The sequence below is a fragment of the Sandaracinaceae bacterium genome (assembly GCA_020633055.1).
GTDB lineage: Bacteria > Myxococcota_A > Polyangia > Polyangiales > Houyiibacteriaceae > JADJJE01.
In genome coordinates this window covers 1,084,755-1,104,201 of the sequence record JACKEJ010000005.1, presented here as the reverse complement: position 1 = coordinate 1,104,201, position 19,447 = coordinate 1,084,755, and the positions used below count along the sequence as shown (strand labels likewise).

Genomic DNA, 19,447 nt, shown 5'->3' with positions numbered 1-19,447 from the left:
CCGATGCTCGGTGTCACTTGGGCATGGATGCTGGCCCGCGACGGCAAGCTCGGCAGCATCAAAGACAACGCCAAAGGCCTGAACATGCTGCTTGGGCGCAACGGGTTTGTATCGAAGATCCTGCCGCGGGTGCCGGACTTCACCCAGCGGCACTATCACCCTGGCAATCACGACACCCGTCAGCTGGAGCAGAAATGGCGCGAGCGGCTTTTCGCAGAGGGCGGTGACCTGTTCGATGTTTACAAGAACCGGGTCGCATGACCTGTCGTTCAACCCGGGCTTTGCTGAATGGACCGTGTCGGTCCGGTCGGGACATAGCCACTTTGCGGGGAGCGGTTCGCGGCGACGGCAACGGCGTCAGCGCGCTTGCAGCACTTCATGTACTTGCGGCCGCTGCGCCGCTGCCGCAGTGGCATGGGCTGTTGGGGCCTAGCGATGTCATGGGTAGGATCCTAACGAAGTGGCCTTCTGACGCACCTCGGTGAGGGAATTGCGTAGTGCTGCGGTGCTCTCAAGCGAGCGACTGCTCCAAGGCTAGTCGCGCCAGCATGCGGCCCACCGGGTCGACACCTACCTCGCGACGCAGATCCGCGAGATGAGAGAGCCACTTGGCGACTCCCGGTGCCGGGCCCGGGGCGGCCTCCTGCGCTGCCGGGCTCCACCTTGCCGCGCGCTGGTGGACGTGAAGACTCTGCACAACCTTGCGCCACACGGCCAAGTTGTGAGCGTGCGGTGCCTCGCGAGGCAGACCCATCTCCGGCCAACGCGACCACTGCTGCAGGTCATGGTGCGAGGCCGCCAGCGTGGCGACCTGAAAGGCTACCTCCCGATCGGATGTACGCCTGCAGGCCTCTGCGATAGTCAGACGAGCGGTCGTCAGGAGCGGGGAGGCCGTATCGAGTGGGCTCTCGACGAGTGCATAGGCTTTGGCGTCCCCCTTCATCCAAGCTCGCTTTGCCGCAATCGCCACACGGCGTTCCTCGGAGACCGCCAGATCGCACCCGGGGAGGCGGATCGCGAGGCGACACATGAACTCGTGGACGAAGTAGTCAGCCACGCGTGCGTCACTGAGCGCGAGATAGAGCCGCTCACCAGAGGTCACACGGCGGCTCTTGGTCATCGCCACGTGTGCTGGTACCCATGCTGGAAGCATGTTGGTTGGCATGCTGCGATAGTACCGAGAGGAAGGGCGGGGCAGCCAGCGATCTCTGTACCGGCGAGCTGAGCGATACGATCAGTCTTGTTCCTGGTCACGCGCGACAGCGAGGGGCTCCTGCCGGTGCCCTTGAAGTGTGAGGCAGCGAGCTGCACAGTTGCCACGTATGGGAGAAGTCGAGGCATCAGCGGCGGTCGTCGCGTTCAGAGAGTCCGAACGTCAGATGACGCTTGGCTCTTACCGGATTGGACGCGCTACCATCACGCTGCACCCGACGCTGACGATCTGGGACGGTGATGGTCGCTGGTTGGAAGATGCAGAGCCAGCTGCCATCGCGGTGTTCCTGCACGAATACCTCCACTACTTGCATAACTGCTCAACCTTCGTGGGGGTTATGCAAACGCTCACCACGATGGGTCTCACCCGCCTCTACGCGCAGACCTTGGACCGAGATGGGAGGTCCACGAAGCAGCTGGGCACGAGCCACCAGGCGATGCTGGTGCGGCTGCAAGGATGGTGGAAACATTTTGTCGTACGGCGTGATGCACATGTGATCCCAGACACCACGGTCGCCTTTGCCAATCTAACGTGGACTTCCCAGCCCTCGGGACCGGGTGTGTTCCAGGAGGCCCGGATCTCGACGACGGCGGTGCTGCTGCGCAGAATATACATTGAACGAAGCCGCTCCGCGGCAGGCCTGATGTCGCGCGGCTGAGGGACATCGCGACGTTCAGGGGCGCGGCTGCTTCATCGGACCGACGCTGTGGATTGAGCCCGTCCATCGGGGACGTGGCCAAGCCATGGAGGCGAGCGATGGGCGAAGTACGAGACCGAATGGAGCAGGACCTGTTCCTGCGCGGGGTGGCGGCGAACACGCGGGAGACGTACCTGCGGTACGCGAAGCAGTTCGTGGCGTTCCACAGGCGGGACGCGCGCCAGCTGGACACGGAAGACGTGCGCGCGTGGGTGATGCATCTTCGAGGAGCAGGTCGTGCTCCGAGGAGCATCAACGTGGCGCTCAGCGCGCTGCGCTTCCTGTTCGGGGTGACGTTGCGTCGCCCCGAAGTCATGCACTCGATCCGCCGCGTGGTGGAGCACGACACGCAGCCCGCCATCCTCTCCGGCAGCGAGGTGCAGCGGCTGCTCGACGCCATCGAGCGCCCTCGCGACCGTGCCCTCGTCATGCTGCTCTACGGCTCAGGGCTGCGCATCTCCGAGGCGCTGTCGCTGACGATGACCGACGTGGATTCGGGACGCGGTGTGCTCACCATCCGCCACACGAAGAGCCGTCGCGACCGTATCGTGCCGCTGCCGGCCGTCACGCTCGAGGCGCTGCGAGAGTGGATGCGCCTGCGTCGCCACCGGAGCGAGGGCCTGTTTCCAGGGCGCAAGGGTCGGGCGTCGCTGACGCGCGAGGCGGTGCACAAGCTGCTGCGTCTCGCGGCGGCGCGCGCGGGTCTCACCAAGCGCGTCTATCCGCACCTGCTGCGCCACAGCTTCGCGACCCATTTGCTCGAGCTCGGCGCCGACCTCCGGTCCGTGCAGATTCTGCTGGGGCACCGGTCCATCCAGAGCACCACCCGCTACACGCACTTGTCCGAAGCGCGCCGTCAGTCGCTCGTGAATCCATTGGCCGTGCTCGGGACACCTGACGGGGCACGACTCGCGTAGGACGCCGAGGCGGCAGTCATGGCGCACGAGCACGGGTCTGTGGCCCGGCGCGAGGCTGGGCTGAGTGTGGGTGAGATCGCGCGCGCTCACGGAGAGCGCGTGCGCGCGGAGCATGCGCTGAGCCCGGAGCAGCACAAGGTGCTGCGGGCCATCGAGCGCTGTCGGACGGCGGCGCTCGGCGGGCATCTGCACGCGTGCCCCGCCTGTGGCTTTCAGCAGCCTCGCCACGACTCGCATCGCGTCGGCGTCTCGAACGCCCGCCTCATCCGCTACGACGGCGAGACCGTGACCTTCGCCACCAAGGACGGGAAGACCTGCACGCAGAACGCGGTGGACTTCCTCGCTCGCCTCCTGCGCCGCACCTTGCCCAGGGGCTTCCACAAGATCCGTCACGCCGGCCTCGTCTCCACCAATCACGTCCGCGTCCTCACCCTCGCGCGCGCACAGGCCGCTCTCGCTGGCGCCTCGACGTCTGCACGTGGGGTGGAGCTCGACGCGCGCCAGAGCCCGCGCACTTGGGTCGAACTCATGCTGGCCCTCCACGGCCGTGACCCATTGCGCTGCCCCCACTGCGACACGCCGCTGCTCGTGCTCCCGTTGCCGACGTCGATGCCGAAGCGCGTTGAAGGGATCGACTCGTCATGACCCTCGCCCGCGACGTGCACGTGCGTGCCTCACGCAGCGACAGTCCGTCTGCTGCGGTGGTGGCGCTCGTCCGTCCGGCGATGGCGCCGTGCCGCGCACGTGCGACGGGCGGCGGCGACCCCGGTGGATCTCACCTGGCTGCCTCCCCGCACCCGGAAGCGTCTCGTCCCAAGCCCCCGCCGAAGCCTCTTCGCCTCGCGGTGCCCGCCGCGATTGGCCCATAGCCGACCGCTCGCGCCTGGGTGATGCTCCGCGGCTCCGTTCAACGGCGCCTCGGCGAAGCGCGCCTCACCCGCGCTGGCCGTCCAGCAGCTTGCGCGGGGCGCGCTTCACCGAATCGCTATTACTTATGTAAACCTTTCGTGCACTTACAAGAGGGCGTTCGTGTCGGCTATGGCCCTATGGGCGAACCGACGCCTAGAAGTCGATCTCATCCAGGGGGTTGGGCCCTCCCTGCTGGACCGGCGCGACCGCGGTGCGGAGCCTCGGCTGGACGTCGGGAGCGCCGCCCTGAGGGCGGAACCACAGGTCGAGGTCGCCCCGGACGCTGCGCGGCTCGTCGAACACCGTCAGGTACCGCAGCGCGGGGGCCGTCGTGAGCTGCGACGCCGACTGAACACGCTCTGTCTCAGCCGGCGTGAGGCGGCGGCGGAAGCCAACCTGAGCCCCCCACCGGCGGCCCCCCTCGCCGTTGGCGGAGAGCTGCCCCTGCATCGGGTGATGCGCGAGGACGCTCACGCGGAAGTGGCGCGCGGGGCGGGCCTCCGTGCTCGCCGGTTCGGCGTAGGGGAAGAAGGGCTGCTCGGTGTCGAACGAGAGCCGAATGACCGGGCTGCGCACATGGGCGCCGCGAGCGACGTAGCGAAAGGCCGTGATCATCCACCCCCGTTGAACGTACGGGGTGACGTACGCCTGCAGGGCGGGGCCGTGCGGATAGCCGTGGCTCGCCAGCCAGCCGTTGAGCGCCGACGCGTCGTTCGCCGCGAGCACGGTCGCGGTCTGCCCGGCCAGTTCGTGCTGCGCCACCACGCGCACGGACGGGGCCGCCCCGGAGCTCATCGCGGACGAGCTCCGGGCGCTCCTCCTCCCGCGAGCGTGCCGCACCGGCGCGGAGCGGTGGTAAAGCCGGTAGAGCGGGTCGAACGGCAAGCCCTGCACCTCCGCGACCTCGGGCGTGCTCGGCGTCGGTACCAGGAAGCCAAAGTCGTCGGTGTCTCCACGAAAGCCGATGTGGCGGATGAGGTGCTCGCGGCGAGCGTCAGCGTCCCAAACGATGAGCACCTCTTCGCCATCCACGCGGACGACGCGGTCCGGGCGCGGCATCACGGCGCAGGCGTAGACCGTGACCGTGGAGGTGGCCGCGGCGCAGAACAGCACGGCGACGATGGGCGACACAAGCTTGCGCATGCGTTTAGCGTATGAAAGCAAGCCGCGCGTGACAACGGGCGCCGACGAGGCTTCGTGCGCGAGGCCGTCGTTGGTCCTCCGAGGCCCGCCGCGCGTCCGTGGCGTTGTCGGGTGTCCATGCGAACTGCTATGGATCCTTCATGAGGGCACGCATCAGCGAGGGGGAGACCAAGAGCGCGCGACGCTGGCTGTGCGCGTACGCGCTGGGCGCGGTCGGCGTCTGGGGGGTGTCGCTCTGGGTTTGTCAGACAGCGGCGGAGGCGCGGCCGCGCTCGATATTCATGCCGCCACTCGACGCGCTGCCTTGGGCTATCTTCGGCGTCATCGTCTTCGGCGTCGCGGCCGTGGGGGCCATCCGCCGCCGCACGTGGGGGGCGTACGTGGGGTTGTTCGGCGGCTTGTGCGCCGTGGGCTACCAGCTCACCGACCCCTTCGAGTTCGGGCGCGCGATGTCGCTCGACTACACGGCCCGTCTGATCGCTGGGGTGGCTCTGGTGTACCTACCCGTCGTCGTGCTGAGCGCTCGGCGTGACGCGCTGGCGGCGGCTGCGTGGTCCGCGGCGACGGTCCTCCTCGCCGGAGGGCTGTCGCTCGGTTGGTCGCTGGTGTGGCGTGCGGACGATAGCTGCGACATCGGCGCGGCGTGGCAGCAGGAGCTGGCGTGCCCGGAGTCGACCCTCGTCTCGCGGGAGCAGGGCCGCGCCGCCGCGCGTAGCGACATGGGCGCTGGCGTTCATCGGCGCCTGACCAGTGGGTACCCCGACGACGAGGCTCGAGAGTACGAGCGCTGGCTCTGGTCGGAGTATGGCGTGCGCACCGATTTCGTCGCGAGCTGCCTCATCACGCGCGAGCAGCTCGAATACCTGCGCGGATACGACGAGGTCGCCTCCTCGTGGCTGGACCAACACCTGCAGCCGTACGGCGGATGGGCTGGGATCAATGGGCGGTGGCGGGTCGTGGCCTCGGCAGCGCAGTTCGGCGAAGTGCCGCGCAGTCCGCGGCCGGACCCATGGCCCGACGCGCCGTTGAGTCCGCCTCCGCCGGCGGCATGGACCCCGTGAGCATGCCCCCGACGTCGAGAACCGCGTCGACGTGCCCGCTGGGACCTTTCCGTGAACGCGTGCGACGACGGTGGGGCCCGCCACGGGAGCGGGCTCACCCCGTCAGTCTGGATGAAGCCTCCGGCGAGGGAATCCGCCGCTTTGCACACGCAAGAGTCAATCAGGCAAGGCCGCGGCGCACGAAGCGTGAAAGCTTCGTGATTGTTAGCGCAATCTCGCGCCTCGACTCGGCTGCCGCGTCACGGGCCGTAGTCGTCGAACTCGAACGCGGGGACCGACTGACCAGCAACGAAGCCAGTCATGCCGGGCAACCCCGCCATCTTGATCAGAAGATCGCGGGTCCACACCGCGGCTCGGCTCGCCGGAGCGAAGAACATGCGGAAGGTCTTGGCGTGGTCCTGTTCGCGACGCACGAACTTGGCCAGCTTGTCCTCATACCTTCGATAGGCGAGCGCCACATCCCCGCCCGAGCGGTGGAGCTCTCCCGCGAGAACATAGGCCTCCGTCATCGCCAGGCCCGTCCCCTCACCCGCCAAGAGTGACGCGCAGGCAGCGGCGTCGCCCAGGAGTGCGACTCGACCCTTCGACCAAGTCGGCATGCGGATCTGACTGATGCGGTCGAAGTAGACCGGGCCTTCGTCGAGGTAGCACAGCATTTCGGGCACCTCCCATTTCACGTCCGCGTAGACCTCTCGGAGGCAACGGCGAACGTCATCCTGCGAATGCGGCTCTTGGTCGAGGAGTGACGCCCGGAAGATGAGCAGGATCACCGTCGTTCCGTCGTAACGCTGGATGCGCGCCGCCCAGCGATTCGGGATCGAATGGGCCAAGTACTTGCCCTCGTCCGTGTTCGGATAGTTGGGCGCACGAAAGACGGCCACGTAGCAGTCCAAGAAGCTCTCGAACTCGTCCTCTGGACCGAACACCAGGCCGCGGATCGCCGAGTGGAGCCCGTCGGCCCCCACGACCGCGTCGAAATCCTCATGGGTACCGTCGGAGAGCGTAGCCGAGACTCGATCGGCATCCTCGTCGAGGCCGACGATGTGCGTTCCGAAACGCGCTTCGACTCCTTCGCACGCCTTGAACAGCTCCTCACAGATCACTCCGCGCGGCACCGTGATGAAGCGATTGTTCCACCGCTGCCGCACCTCGGTGGTGTCGAGGCCGGCGACTTCGTGGCCATCGTCAGCCACGAAGCTGAGTCGATTCATCTCCTTGCCCTTGGCGCGCAGACGCTCGACGATGCCCATCTTCTCGGCGACCTGATAGCCCAGCCCCCAGAAGTCGACCACGAAGCCCTCGGCACGGAGCGCGTCGGCCTTCTCGAATAGGACCGGCTCGTGGCCGTACCTTTTCAACCAATAGGCCAGGGTGGGACCACCGATTCCGATGCCGTTGATGCCAACTCTCATGATTCGCTCACTCCGGTTCAAGAGTTTTCCCGGACGACCATGTTCGAAAACGCCATCCAGGACCGACGAAGTTCAGGCCGATTGTCTGCGGCCAACGCGTGCAGCGCGATTCCATCGAGTACGACGAGCGCCATGTTGGCGCAGCGCTTGGCGACCCGCTTCTCCAGCCCAACTTGGACAAAGTGGGAAGTGATGCGGGCCGCGACGAGCGCCAGGTAGTCCTTCTGGCGCTTCTTCAGCGCCTCATCGAACATGGCGATGCCGAAGAACACGTAGTAGGCGCGCAGAAAGTCCGCGCGCTCATCGAGCATCGTGAAGGTCATGCTGCCGAGCGCTTCGAGCAGCTGCCGGAGCGTCATCCTCGGCGGCGGCTGCCAGTCGACGAAGTCCTCGAACAACAGCTCGAACGCTTCGAGCGGGATCTGCGTGAGGCTCGGGAAGTGATGGAACACCGTGGCCTTGCTGATGCCGAGCTCCTTGGCGATGGCCCCGGCCGAGAGTGCATTGGGCCCATTGGTCCCGAGCAGCCGGATGGTGCACTTCAGAATCGCGCGCTTGGTGTCCGAGGGAGGAGGCATCTTACTGACCGATCGATCGGTCAGTATTCTGAAACCGAGGCGGCCCCGCGTCAAGGGACGTCGCGCATTCTTCGCCTGCCGGCGGGATCAGAAGCCCTTGTCGTTGGCGCGGAGGCAGGGTGTATGTTCAGCACCCTGCTGGTCGGCGAGACGACATATGGGCGAGCAGTATAGTGAAGGCCTGCTCAACCGGGGCCCCTCGCGGGCGTACGACCCCGGCGGCCCCAACGCCTTCTCGCATTCATGGACAAGCAAACCGATATCGCGCTCGATTGGGTCGCGGCCATGGCGGGGGCCGAGCGCGCCACGCTGGGGGAGCGCGTGCAGTCGCTGTGGAGTGGCTACGGCGAGATTCGACGCGTGCACCTCGCGGCGGGGCCGGTCGCGAGCGTGATCGTCAAGCACGTGCGTCCGCCTGGCCCAGGGCACGGTCACCCACGCGGATGGTCGGGGGACCGCTCTCATGCGCGCAAGCTGCGCTCCTACGAGGTGGAGCTCGCGTGGTACCAGACGTGGGCGGCGCGCTGCCACGCAGGCTGCCGCGTCCCTCGCTGCGTGGGCGTCGACCAGCTCGCCGACGGATTGGTCCTGGTGCTCGAGGACCTCGACGAGGCGGGCTTCCCAGGGCGTCGCGGCGGGCTCGACGACGCCGAGCTCGACGCGTGCCTGCGCTGGCTGGCGGCCTTTCACGCTCGCTTCATGGGCGACGAACCGCGTGGGCTGTGGCCCGTCGGCACCTACTGGCACCTCGAGACGCGGCCCGACGAGCTGGCCGTCATGCGCCCGGGCGCCCTGCGCGACGCGGCCGCAGCCATCGATGAGCGCCTGAACGCCTGCGTCCACCAGACGTTGGTGCACGGTGACGCGAAGGTCGCGAACTTCTGCTTCGACCGGCGTGAGGCGCGTGGCCCGCACAGCGGCGCGCGGGTGGCGGCCGTGGACTTTCAATACGTGGGCGGTGGGTGCGGCGTGAAGGACGTCGCCTACTTCCTCGGGAGCTGCCTGAGCGAGCGACAGCTCGAGCGGCGCGCGGACGCGCTGACCGACGCCTACTTCGGGCACCTCCGGGCTGCCCTACGACGCGAGCGGCCGGAGCTCGACGCCGAGGCCATCGAGCGCGAGTGGCGGTCCCTGTGCATGTTCGCGTGGGCGGACTTCGAGCGCTTCTTGGCGGGGTGGTCACCTGGTCACGCAAAGCAGACCGGCTTCAGCGCGCGCATGACACACGCGGCCCTCCACGCGCTGGCTCACGAGGCGCCGTAGGTCAGCGACGTCGCCCGTCCGGGGCTGCAACCACGCGACGGGTTCAGCGATACGGCTCAATGCAGGGACGCGCCGATCCGCAACGTGCCTGCCACCGAGCGAACCTCGAGGCTCTACTCTGTCGCTCTCAGGGGGCTTTGCCCTCCGCGCAGACTGACGCACGCGCGGCACAGTTGTGTGACCCGTGGGCACGCCGCGCACCGCGTACGCCGCGTGAGTTGGTGTTTCTCAGGTGTTTATGCAGGCGCTGCTTGGCACGAACGCTGCTTCTGCAGCGGCACATGGCCCCCTTGGGACGCTGCACACACTTGGTCGCGCTGATCGCTCGGTTCGCGCTGGCAACTCCGGTCGCCCTGCTGGGCGGCTGCGCGACGCCCGCGACCAATCCCGATGCGCAACTCAGCGGACACGACGCGCTGCTCTTCCCGGGGGGCTGCTGGTCGACCCGCGTCACGGGAGTCGAGCACTTCGAAGACCTGCGCACACGCGGCGGCGGGACGTTCGCGAGTCACTCGCTTTTCGAACGCCGCGTATGGTTCGATCAGCGCGCGTTCCTGAACCTGTGCGGGCTCGAGGTCGGGAGCAGTCGAGTCGACCTGTTCAGCGGGTCGCTGCTGGTGGACTCCGTGTCTGTCGAGGTCGCGCGTCTGGACCACCTCGAGCTATCCGCTGTCCAGAACGCCTACCCAGACGAGTACCCGCCCGTGCCAGGGCCCGTCGGTGTGCTGGCGGGCCGACGGGCGGTTGTCTACGTCACTGCCCACACCGCCGACGGGCGCCGGTTCGATTCCGTGTTCTTGGACGCGTTCGAGGCCGTCATCGAGCCGCCGGTCGAGGTGTCGCTCAACTACGGGATCTTTTTTGAGCCCATGTCGCCGGTGCCTGGTGTGTTTCCCGTTCAGCTGACCGGTGGTACCGAAGAGCACTGGGTCGAGCTGCTCGTCGTGGATGACGTAGACATCGTGAGCATCGAGCTCGCGGAGCTCGACCGGCCGGCAGGAGGCAAGGCCTACTCGGTGACTGGCGTGACCGCGCAAGGACAGCACATCCTAGGGGTGGACGCCCAGCTGACCATCAACGGCGTGCCTCAAGAGAGCTCGCTCGGGCGCTGGCTATTCGAAGGATCAGCGACAACCCCAGGCGCGACCATTGCTGCCGAGTGGAACGGACTCCGTGCGCAGCTGGACTAGAGCGGGCGGGCGCTTGCCCGTGGCGTTCGGATCCGCGCTGCGCATGGTGCGCGAGACCACTGGCCGCAGGCGCTCGTCGTAGCTCACCTTGCTGCGCAGGGGTCCAATCACGACGTCGTTCCCATGAACTATCCGAGAGTCCCGGTCGCCCCTGTCGACGCAAGACGTTGCGGTACGAGTTGGCAACGATCCCCCCTGGCATGCAGTACTACCGCCCGTTCCTTCGCTGGCATTCCGAGGCCCAGTGGCCGTCCGCCGCGGTCGCGCATGCGAACCCGGGGCTGTGTTCGGTGACCACGCATGGTGCCCAGGTCGTAGGCGGTCAGTCGGCCTCGGGGTGGAGCAGGCCCAGCGCCATGCGCTCGACCACACGCGCCGCGCGGCCACGCGGCATGGCTGTCGGGGCGGCGGCCGCCAGCTGATAGGCGCCCTCGATGGCCGAGAGGATGCCCGCCGCAGCCTCGCGAGCGCCGCGGGCGTGGCCCACGCGCTCACGCAGGAGCTCACCCGCCAGCGCTTCGAGCGTGGCGAGCCGGCGCGCCACCATGGCGCGGTAGACCTCTCCCACCGCGGGTTGCCGCAGCGCCTCCGCGCCGATCACGACCCACGCCGCGACGGCCCTGGGCTCGGCGTCGTCCCCCAGCGCCAGGTGCGCGTCGAGGTAGGCGCGCAGCCGAGCGGCAGGGTCGCTGCCAGCGGCGTCGAGGCGTCGGGCGTAGCGCGCTTCGATGAGCTCCCCGATGCGCTCGATGAGCGCCAACAACACCGCCTGCTTGCTGCTGAAGTGGTAGTGCACGAGGCCGCTCCCGAGCCCCGCGGCCCGCGCGATGGAGGCGATGGTCGCGCCTTCGTAGCCCTCCTCGGCGATGACCTGGAGCAGGCCTTCGATGATCTGCGCGCGGCGCGCCGCGGTGTTGCTCGGTCTCGGCATCTTGCGCGGGACGCTAGCACGTGTTTATCATTTGGTCATGCAACCAAATAATGCGCTGCCCGCCCCCGAGTCGCTCGAGTCCTCCATCGTGCTCGTCCCGGACGCCCTCGCCCCCGAGGCCCTGCGCAGCCTGCGCGCGCGGCTCGTCTTGCGTGGCTTCCGCGCCACGGCTGGGCGCTACCCAGGCGGCTACCGCGACAACGACCGGCTCGTGTTCGACGACCCCGAGCTCGCGGCCAAGCTCTTCGCGCAGCTCCGCCCGCACCTGCCCGCCGAGGTGCGCGTCGAGGGGGGCGCGGTCGCGCGGCTGGTGGGCCTCAACCCGCGCTTCCGCGCGTGTCGCTACCGCGACGGTCAGTCGTTCCAGCGCCACCGCGACGGCGCCTACGCCCCCACGGACGACGTCCGCAGCGAGCGCACGCTCATGCTGTACCTCACCGACGGAGGCGCCCACGAGGGCGGACGAACGCGCTTCTACGAGAGCGCCGACCCTGCGGCGGGACCCATGCTCAGCATCACGCCGCGAGCGGGGCTGGCCACGGTGTTCCCGCACGACGCGTGGCACGACGGGGAGGCGGTGACGGGGGGCACCAAGGTCGTGCTGCGCAGTGACTTGCTCTACCAGCGTGTCCTGCCTCGCGAGGGCGCGGCGCGGCGGCGCCCGGCGACCTCGTCAGGGGGGCACCGCGGCTACGTCTGGGACGTGGCCGTCACGTCGTCCGGGGCCGTCGTCAGCGTCGGGCGGGACGGTACGGTGCGCCGCTGCGTCCCCAACTCCCGCCGCCGAGAGGACGAGCGCGCGCTCACGCTGCAGCTGCCGTCGCCCACCGCCATCGCGTGCGACCCCACGGGAGCGGTGCTGGTGGGCAACCGTCACGGACAGGTGGTTGCGCTCACGGAGCGCTTGGAGCGGGAGGGGCGCGCCCAGCGCGTCCAACGGGGCGTCGTGCTCGCGCTCGCGCCGTGTGCCGGCGGCTTCGTCAGCGCCGGGGCCGACGGGCTCGTGCAGGTGCTCGCGCCCGACGGCGCGCCCCTCGCGCGGCTGCGCTTCCGGCGCGGCGGCTTCCTGTGGGCGCTCGCAAAGCTGGACGACACGGGCCGTGCGTGGCTCGTGGGCGGGGAGGGCGGCCGGGTGCACCGTGTCGTGTGGGACGGGGAGCGCCTGGTCGAGGTGGGGCGCACACCCATGCCCGCGCCCGTGCGGTCCCTCGCGGCACACCCCACCTGGGGTGCCTGGGTGGGCCTTCACGATGGGCGCGTCGTGGCCCTGCACGCACCGCGCGGTCCCCGCGGGCGCCGTGACTCCGTTCCGACCATCGACGCGCACCGCGGCCCGGTCACGGCCCTCGAGCTGACGTGCGCCGGCGAGCTCGTCAGCGGAGGCGAGGACGGGCGCGTGCTGCGCCATCGTGGCCCGCGCCAGGCTCCCAGCGTGCTCGCCCAACGTCCCGACTTCATCACGCGCATCCGCGGCTGGGGCGACGACGCCGTGTTGGTCTCGGGCTACGACGGGCGCGTGCTCGTGCACCCGACACACCCTCAGCGCGGACGGTGCTCCGTGCCGGCACCCGCGGTGATGAACAGCGCGGTGGTCGGCTCGAGCACGTCTGCCGTGTGCCACACGCCCGGCGCGTTGATGGCCGCTTCGCCGACGCCGAGCGTGGTGCGCACTTCGTCGCCGTCGCGCTCCTGAACCAGCACCAGCTTGCCGCTGGTCACGACCACCAGCTCGTGCCCGCGCGGGTGCATCTCCCACGACCCCCAGGACTCGGTGAACGTGTACATGCTCACCAAGCGCCCCTCGTCCCCGTCCGCCGCAGTGCGCTCTGCGTAGTCGGCGTACCAGGCCATGCCGGTGAAGGCGGGCTGCACGGAGGCCGTCGCGCCGAGGCCCAGGTGCACGGGGGTCTTCCCCAAGTCGAACGCGTCACTCATGCGGCCAGGGTAGCAGGCTGGCGCTCGGGCAGCCGATCACGCGCTGCTCGTTCGGCCGCGCATTGCGTCGCAGCGGACCTCGGCGTGTAACTCCTGCGCGTGCTCCGGCGACCGAGTCGAGTAGGATCCCTCCCACCATGACGAACCCCCCGGCCCAGAACCCCCTCCTCGACCTCGGCTTCGAGCTGCCCTTCGACGCGGTGCGCCCCGAGCACGCCGTGCCCGCCATCGACGCCCTCATCGCGGACGCCCAAGAGGCCCTCGCCGTGGTGCGGGCCAGCACGGCCGCGCCCACGTACGAGAACACCCTCGGGGCCATGGAGGCGGCCACGGCCAAGCTGGAGCTGGCCAGCACCGTGCTCGAGCACCTCGAGAGCGTCGCCACCACGGACGCGCTGCGCGACGCCTACAACCAGACCATCCCCAAGACCACCGCGTTCTGGTCGGCCCTCTCCATGGACAACGGCCTCTACGAGCGCGTCACGGCCTTCTCGCAGACGGCCGAGGCGGCTGCGCTCGACGCCACCCGCGCACGCTTCCTCAAGAAGACGCTCGAGAGCTTTCGACGCAACGGCGCGGCCCTCGAGGGGGCCAAGAAGGCGCGCCTCGAGGCCATCGACACGCGCCTCTCCGAGATCACCACGCGCTTCTCGCAGAACGTGCTGGACGCGACCAACGCGTTCGAGCTGTACATCCCCAGCGAAGACGGCCTGGCCGGACTGCCCGAGAGCGCCCGGGTCGCCGCGCGCGAGGCGGCCGTCGCGCAGAAGAAGGAGGGCTACCGCTTCACGCTGCACGCACCCAGCCTCATCCCGCTGCTCACCTACCTGGACGACCGCGCGGTGCGCGAGCAGGTCTGGCGCGCCTACAACACGCGCGCCACCAGCGGCGCGTTCGACAACGGGCCGCTGCTGCAGGAGATCGTCGCGCTGCGCGGGGAGAAGGCCGCGCTGCTCGGCTACGCCAACTTCGCGGACTTGGTGCTCGAGAGCCGCATGGCGCAGAGCGGCGCGCGCGCGACCGAGTTCGTGGACGACCTGGTGACCCGCACCGAGCGCGCGTTCGCGCAGGAGAACGAGGAGCTGCAGGCCTACCGACGCGAGCTGGAGGGCCCGGACGCGCTACCACTCGAGCCTTGGGACGTGGGCTACTACGCCGAGAAGCTGCGGCGCGCGCGCTTCGACTTCGACGAAGAGGAGCTGCGCCCCTACTTCCCGGTGCAGGGTGTGCTCGACGGGCTCTTCGCCATCGTGCAGCGGCTGTTCGACGTGCGCATCGAGCCGACCACGCTGCCCACGTGGGACCCGGCCGTGACGACGTACCGCATCGTGGACCCCAGCGGCGCGCACGTGGCGTCGTTCTACGCGGACCTCTACCCGCGCGAGAACAAGCGCGGCGGCGCGTGGATGAACCCGCTCATCTCGGCCGTGGACGGCGGCCCCCAGCTGGGCCTGTTCTGCGCCAACAACACGCAGCCCACCGCCGACAAGCCCGCGCTGCTCACCCACCGTGAGGTGGAGACCCTGTTCCACGAGTTCGGCCACCTGCTGCACCACTCGCTCAGCCGCGTGTCCGTGCGCAGCCTGGCGGGCACCAACGTGGCGTGGGACTTCGTCGAGCTTCCGTCGCAGATCATGGAGAACTGGTGCTGGGAGCGCGAGGCGCTGGACCTCTTCGCGCGCCACTACCAGACCAACGAGCCCATCCCCGCAGCCTTGTTCGACAAGATGCAGGCGGCGCGCACCTTCCGCGCCGGCAACGCACAGATGCGGCAGCTGGGCTTCTCCAGCGTGGACCTGCGGCTCCACACGGCCTACGACCCGGCCACCGACGGCAGCGTGCTGGACTACGCCCGCGCGCTGCTGGCGCGCTTCTCGGCGTGCCCGTACCCCGACGACTACGCCATGATCGCGGGCTTCACGCACCTCTTCGCGAGCCCGGTGGGCTACGCCGCCGCGTACTACAGCTACAAGTGGGCCGAGGTGCTGGACGCCGACGCGTTCTCACGCTTTGCGGCCGAGGGGGTCACCAACCCCGAGGTCGGGCGGGCGTTCCGCGAGAGCATCCTGTCCATGGGCGACAGCCGCGACCCGGGCGAGCTCTACCGCGCCTTCATGGGCCGCGACCCGGAGCTGGACGCGCTCCTCCGCCGCTCCGGGTTGGCGGAAGCGGCCTGAGCGGCAGACCGCTGCACGACGCGCTGGTGCGCGGTCCCGGCTGGCGGAAGCGGGCGGGCCGCCGCGCCACGCTGATCAGGCGAGAGCGGCCCGAAGGGCCACGGGCCGCTGCGCTCGGTGTTCGTAGGCGGTCCGAGCGTCGCGCGCTGGACCGGCCTGCATCAGCCGCGTCTGCGGGCCTGGCCCCGGCGCCGCCGGCGCGCACCCACCAGCCCCAGCATGACCAACGCGACCCCGAGCAGCCCACGCTGGTCGCCAGCGCCGCTCACGTGGCAGCCGCAGCCGCCGCCCCCGCCCACTCCGGGACCCGTGCCGTTGTCTGCGGCGCCACCGTCCATCGTCACCGCACCATCGGGGGACGTGCCGCCGTCCGGCGTGCCCAGGTCCGGTAGCTCGGCGACCACCGACAGCGTGGTGCTCGGCGCGCTCAGGCTGCCGCGCGACGAGTCGAGCGCGCTCGGCGTGAGCGTGTACTCTCCGAGGGTCGCGCTGGTCACGGTCACCGTGATGGTGCAGGTCGTCATGGCCCCCAGCGAGCCCCCAGTGAGGGCCACGCTGCCAGCGGTCGTCTCGAGCGTCCCACCGCAGTCGTTGGTCGCCGCGACGCCGTCGTCCACGGTGACCTCGGTCGGCAGCGCGTGCGTGAACGCGAGGCCATCGAGGGCCGCGATGCTGCCCGCGTTCGTGACGATGTACGTGAGGGTCGCGCTCCCGCCAGGCATGATGAAGGCCGGCGTCACGGCGAGCCCGAACGAGGGCTGGGCGGCGGCGAGGATGCGCAGCACGCCGCTCGCGGCCGCGCCCACCTCGGCGCTTCCGTCCGTCACCGGGGAGGTGTTGAGCGTGAGGGTCGTCGGGGCCGCCGTCGCCAGCGCGGACAGCGTCAGCACGACGTCACACTGTTGTCCGGGCGCGAGCCCCGTGGCGCGCAACGCGAGCACGGTCGTCCCGGTCACGGACACCGCACCTTGGCACGCGTCGTCGAACGCGATGTCGTCCACGCTCACGCCGCTGGGGAGCCCGGCCAGTGACAGGGTCGCGCTCGCCTCGGCGAGCGTGCCGCCCGTGAAGTTCGTGAGCGACAGGACCAGCTCCGCGCTCGTGCCAGCCTCGAGCTGCGTCTCCGTCGGCAGGGTGAGGTCCAACGCGTGCACGGCGAGGGTGACCGCGGCGGGTGGGGCGCTCGCGTCAGCGCCCCCGACGGTGCCGCTCAGGGCGCTCGTCGTCAGCGTCGCGCCACCTTGCGGAGCGGGCGCGTCGGGCAGGGTCAGCTCCACGTCGAACGAGCACATGGCGCCTCCCAGCAGCGTCCCGCCGCTGACGCTGAGCGTGCTGGTGCCCGTGATGGTGGCGCCACACTCTCCGCCGCTGGGCAAGGCAGTCGCCACCAAGCCCGGGTAGGCCGCATCCAGATCCAGCGTGAACGCCAGCGCCGAAGCCGTGTTGCCGCCGGCGTTCGCGAGCGTCACCGAGAGCGTCGTGGTCCCGCCTGCCCGCACGGGGCTCTCGGACAGGGCGACGCCGAGCATCAAGGGCGCGCCCACGACGAGCCCCGTCGAGATGGCCGACGCGACGAGCGGGGAGCCATCGAAGGTCATGTTGAGCGGGCCCGTGCGCAGCGTGTACTCGCCCGGCGTGGCGGCGGCGGGGACCTGCAGCGTGACGTCGAACGTGCAGCTGCTTCCCGCCGTCAGTGCTCCGCCCGTGAGCAGCAGCGTCGTCGTCCCGCTCAGCTGCGAGCCCGCCCCGCACACGTCGCTCATGGGGACGCCTATGGCGCTCAGCCCCGACAGCTCGGCGCCGAGGTTCAGCGACGTGGACAGCCCCGTGATGTCCCCCGTCGCGGCGTCGTTCGACAGGGTGAAGCGCAGCGTGACCGTGTCGCCGGGCGCGGCGGGGTCGTCCACGACGTCGATGGACGCGCTGGTGACGACCACGGTCAGCTCCGTGCTGCGCGCCTCGGCCGTGCTGCCGACGCTGCCGACCGTGCCGCTGGGCGCGCTGGAGCTCACCGTGTAGGTGCCGGGCGATGCGGCGGCGGGGACGAGCACCTCGAGCTCGAACGTGCAGGAGCTACCCACGTCGAGCGTGATGTCCGCGAACGTCACGGTCGTCCCGGGACCGTCCACGCTCGCGCTCGAGCCCGCGCCGCAGAAGCCCGAGGCCGGCAGCCCCGCGTACGTGGCCCCGGTGAGGGTCGCGATGGGCAGCAGGGCGAAGCCGAGTCCGGTGGTGGTCGCGCCGTTCTCGTTGTTGGTGAGCGTGACGCTCAGGGTGCCGCTCTGGCCGGGCAGCACCGCGCCTTCGAACGAGAGTGCGAGGTGCGGAGGCGCGAAGATGTCCACGCTCGCGCCGCCGGCGGTGCCCGTCACGGGTCCACCCTGGTCGGCGGTGGGGATCGACGTCTGCAGCTGCTGCCGGCCGCTCGGCGTGCCGCTCGGGACCGTGACCGTCGCGCTGAAGGTGCAGCTCCCCGCGGCCGGGAGGGAGCCGGTGGCGAACTGCAAGAACGGGTTGTTGCCGCCGATCTGCGCGAGGAGCGAACCCGCGCCACAGGGGGTGCCGGGCAACGTGAAGGACGCGCCCGGCAGGAAGCTGTCGAGCGGTGCGGTGAAGCTGATGGCGCTCAACGGCTGCGTGCTGGACCCGTTCGTGATGGTGAACTCCGCGGTCAGCACGTCGCCAGCGCCAACGGGATCCGGCGAGAGGACGAGCGACACCAGCGGGCCCGTGGTCACGACGAGCACGTCGCTCGCGGCGGCTCCCACCACGCTCGCCGACGGGTCGGCCGTGAGCGCGCTCGTGGTGCTCGTGAACGCGCCTCCGACGGCGCCGCTGGGCACCTGGACGGTGACCTCGACGTGGCACTCGCCGCCCGCCTCCACGGCCGCGTCCGACACGCTCACCGTGCTGCCCGTGGTCACCGTCGCCCCGCAGTCGTTGTCGCTGACCCCCGTCGCCACCAAGCCGCTCAGCGCAGCGTCGAGGTCGTGCTGGAAGCCGAGCCCCGTGAGCGCCTCGTCTCGGCTGCGGTTGTAGAGCGTGTACGCGACGCTCGCGGTGGCCCCGGGTGCGACGGGGTCCGACAGAAAGTCCACCTCGAGCACCGCGTGGTCGACCGTACCGGTGACCGTTCCCGCGGCGCGCCCGCCGACGACCTGCATGAAGCCACCCAGCGCTGCCGTGACCTGCCCGCTCACCAGCCCGACCGGTCCCGCGGCTCCCACGCGCACGTCGACGGCCACGGTACACGTGCCCCCTGCCGCGAGAACACCCCCAGGGGAGAGCGTGACCGTCTGGGTCCCAGCAACCGCCGTGAGCGCCCCGCCGCAGTCGGACTGTGCGCGAGGGGGATCCGCCAGCACCACGCCCGTCGGGAGCGCGTGGGAGAACGCCATGGACGCCAGCAGCATGCCGTTGGCCGTGTTGTCGATCGTGTACGTCAGGCGGCTGCGCCCGCGGAACGGGACGCTGGCAGGGGCCGCGCTCAACGTGAACCCAGGCCGGTCCGTCGCGACGGTCAGCGTGGCGCTCGCGGCCGCGCTGTTGCCCGCACTCGTCGTGAGCGTGCCGGTCGCCAGCATGTGCATCCCAGGGGTGCTGCTGGTCACCAACACGCTCACCGTGCACGAGCCGAAGGCCGGGACCCGGACGTCCGCCACGCTGATCGTCGAGCCGCCCGCTGGCGCGTCGATCACGGTGTCCACGCATGAGCTGCTCGCCTCGACGACGGCGGCCAGCGTGACCCCGGCTGGCAGCACCGCGGTGAACGCGCCGTCCGTCGCCGCCGTGGGCTGGCTCGCGTTGTTCACCACGAAGCGCAGGAAGGTCGCGCTGCCGGGACCGATGGTGGTGTGCTCGAAGCTCGCGCTAAGCGTGGGCTGCGCGGCCGCCTCACTCGGAGTCGTCGCGAACGCGGCGAGGGCGAGCAGCGCGTGGGTCAGGAAGAGAGAGCGACCGGAGCAGGCAAACCGAGGCATGGCCCATGGTCGCCCCGACACGCACGGAGTTCAACCGCGGG

Annotated in this window: 15 protein-coding genes; 8 read left to right on the top strand and 7 right to left on the bottom strand. The window is 69.9% G+C overall.

Annotated elements, in window-relative coordinates:
- Positions 1-27 precede the first annotated feature (27 nt).
- Positions 28-261: a hypothetical protein gene (locus H6726_09465; GenBank protein ID MCB9657861.1), complete on the top strand. Its 234-nt coding sequence runs from the start codon at positions 28-30 to the stop codon at positions 259-261.
- A 250-nt stretch (positions 262-511) separates the two neighbouring features.
- Here H6726_09465 and H6726_09460 read toward each other — a convergent pair whose 3' ends face one another.
- Complete coding sequence (locus H6726_09460; GenBank protein ID MCB9657860.1) at positions 512-1,120, bottom strand: hypothetical protein; 609 nt, start codon at positions 1,118-1,120, stop codon at positions 512-514.
- A 202-nt stretch (positions 1,121-1,322) separates the two neighbouring features.
- On the opposite strand from H6726_09460, the gene H6726_09455 reads away from it, so the two are divergent.
- The 3 genes from H6726_09455 (at position 1,323) to H6726_09445 (ending at position 3,472) form a co-directional block, all read left to right on the top strand.
- A complete protein-coding gene (locus tag H6726_09455) occupies positions 1,323-1,871 on the top strand; it encodes a hypothetical protein (protein MCB9657859.1) in 549 nt (182 codons plus the stop codon).
- A 98-nt stretch (positions 1,872-1,969) separates the two neighbouring features.
- A complete protein-coding gene (locus tag H6726_09450; protein ID MCB9657858.1) occupies positions 1,970-2,827 on the top strand; it encodes a tyrosine-type recombinase/integrase in 858 nt (285 codons plus the stop codon).
- 18 nt (positions 2,828-2,845) lie between these two features.
- Entirely contained in the window at positions 2,846-3,472 is a 627-nt protein-coding gene (locus H6726_09445) for a transposase (protein MCB9657857.1), read from the top strand.
- Between the two features lie 417 nt (positions 3,473-3,889).
- Here the strand turns inward: H6726_09445 and H6726_09440 are convergent, their stop codons facing one another.
- Positions 3,890-4,879, bottom strand: coding sequence for a DUF2330 domain-containing protein (locus H6726_09440; protein ID MCB9657856.1), 990 nt, complete (start codon positions 4,877-4,879; stop codon positions 3,890-3,892).
- A 140-nt stretch (positions 4,880-5,019) separates the two neighbouring features.
- Between H6726_09440 and H6726_09435 the strand changes: the two genes are divergently transcribed.
- Positions 5,020-5,940: a hypothetical protein gene (locus H6726_09435; protein MCB9657855.1), complete on the top strand. Its 921-nt coding sequence runs from the start codon at positions 5,020-5,022 to the stop codon at positions 5,938-5,940.
- A gap of 239 nt (positions 5,941-6,179) precedes the next feature.
- Here the strand turns inward: H6726_09435 and H6726_09430 are convergent, their stop codons facing one another.
- Both H6726_09430 and H6726_09425 read right to left on the bottom strand, forming a co-directional pair.
- On the bottom strand, positions 6,180-7,352 hold the full coding sequence (locus H6726_09430; GenBank protein MCB9657854.1) for an FAD-dependent monooxygenase: 1,173 nt from the start codon (positions 7,350-7,352) through the stop codon (positions 6,180-6,182).
- A gap of 17 nt (positions 7,353-7,369) precedes the next feature.
- Entirely contained in the window at positions 7,370-7,984 is a 615-nt protein-coding gene (locus H6726_09425; protein ID MCB9657853.1) for a TetR/AcrR family transcriptional regulator, read from the bottom strand.
- Positions 7,985-8,173: 189 nt separating this feature from the next.
- On the opposite strand from H6726_09425, the gene H6726_09420 reads away from it, so the two are divergent.
- Together H6726_09420 and H6726_09415 are read left to right on the top strand one after the other, a co-directional pair.
- The gene (locus H6726_09420; protein ID MCB9657852.1) at positions 8,174-9,193 is read left to right on the top strand and encodes a phosphotransferase; all 1,020 of its coding nucleotides are present in this window, start codon (positions 8,174-8,176) and stop codon (positions 9,191-9,193) included.
- 281 nt (positions 9,194-9,474) lie between these two features.
- On the top strand, positions 9,475-10,383 hold the full coding sequence (locus tag H6726_09415; protein ID MCB9657851.1) for a hypothetical protein: 909 nt from the start codon (positions 9,475-9,477) through the stop codon (positions 10,381-10,383).
- Between the two features lie 322 nt (positions 10,384-10,705).
- Here the strand turns inward: H6726_09415 and H6726_09410 are convergent, their stop codons facing one another.
- Positions 10,706-11,314, bottom strand: coding sequence for a TetR/AcrR family transcriptional regulator (locus H6726_09410; GenBank protein MCB9657850.1), 609 nt, complete (start codon positions 11,312-11,314; stop codon positions 10,706-10,708).
- 1,539 nt (positions 11,315-12,853) lie between these two features.
- Positions 12,854-13,249 (bottom strand): cupin, encoded by a 396-nt coding sequence (locus H6726_09405; GenBank protein MCB9657849.1) that lies wholly within the window; start codon positions 13,247-13,249, stop codon positions 12,854-12,856.
- 137 nt (positions 13,250-13,386) lie between these two features.
- On the opposite strand from H6726_09405, the gene H6726_09400 reads away from it, so the two are divergent.
- The gene (locus H6726_09400; GenBank protein ID MCB9657848.1) at positions 13,387-15,426 is read left to right on the top strand and encodes a M3 family metallopeptidase; all 2,040 of its coding nucleotides are present in this window, start codon (positions 13,387-13,389) and stop codon (positions 15,424-15,426) included.
- A 161-nt stretch (positions 15,427-15,587) separates the two neighbouring features.
- Here H6726_09400 and H6726_09395 read toward each other — a convergent pair whose 3' ends face one another.
- Entirely contained in the window at positions 15,588-19,406 is a 3,819-nt protein-coding gene (locus tag H6726_09395) for a hypothetical protein (GenBank protein MCB9657847.1), read from the bottom strand.
- Between the last annotated feature and the right edge of the window lie 41 nt (positions 19,407-19,447).

Excerpts from the sequence above, each read along its gene's own strand:
- H6726_09415 (MCB9657851.1), top strand. The coding sequence starts at position 9,475 with ATGGCCCCCTTGGGACGCTGCACACACTTGGTCGCGCTGATCGCTCGG.
- H6726_09410 (MCB9657850.1), bottom strand. The coding sequence starts at position 11,314 with ATGCCGAGACCGAGCAACACCGCGGCGCGCCGCGCGCAGATCATCGAA.
- H6726_09435 (MCB9657855.1), top strand. The coding sequence starts at position 5,020 with ATGAGGGCACGCATCAGCGAGGGGGAGACCAAGAGCGCGCGACGCTGG.
- H6726_09400 (MCB9657848.1), top strand. The coding sequence starts at position 13,387 with ATGACGAACCCCCCGGCCCAGAACCCCCTCCTCGACCTCGGCTTCGAG.
- H6726_09440 (MCB9657856.1), bottom strand. The coding sequence starts at position 4,879 with ATGCGCAAGCTTGTGTCGCCCATCGTCGCCGTGCTGTTCTGCGCCGCG.
- H6726_09455 (MCB9657859.1), top strand. The coding sequence starts at position 1,323 with ATGGGAGAAGTCGAGGCATCAGCGGCGGTCGTCGCGTTCAGAGAGTCC.
- H6726_09395 (MCB9657847.1), bottom strand. The coding sequence starts at position 19,406 with ATGCCTCGGTTTGCCTGCTCCGGTCGCTCTCTCTTCCTGACCCACGCG.
- H6726_09450 (MCB9657858.1), top strand. The coding sequence starts at position 1,970 with ATGGGCGAAGTACGAGACCGAATGGAGCAGGACCTGTTCCTGCGCGGG.
- H6726_09445 (MCB9657857.1), top strand. The coding sequence starts at position 2,846 with ATGGCGCACGAGCACGGGTCTGTGGCCCGGCGCGAGGCTGGGCTGAGT.
- H6726_09420 (MCB9657852.1), top strand. The coding sequence starts at position 8,174 with ATGGACAAGCAAACCGATATCGCGCTCGATTGGGTCGCGGCCATGGCG.
- H6726_09405 (MCB9657849.1), bottom strand. The coding sequence starts at position 13,249 with ATGAGTGACGCGTTCGACTTGGGGAAGACCCCCGTGCACCTGGGCCTC.
- H6726_09430 (MCB9657854.1), bottom strand. The coding sequence starts at position 7,352 with ATGAGAGTTGGCATCAACGGCATCGGAATCGGTGGTCCCACCCTGGCC.
- H6726_09465 (MCB9657861.1), top strand. The coding sequence starts at position 28 with ATGCTGGCCCGCGACGGCAAGCTCGGCAGCATCAAAGACAACGCCAAA.
- H6726_09460 (MCB9657860.1), bottom strand. The coding sequence starts at position 1,120 with ATGACCAAGAGCCGCCGTGTGACCTCTGGTGAGCGGCTCTATCTCGCG.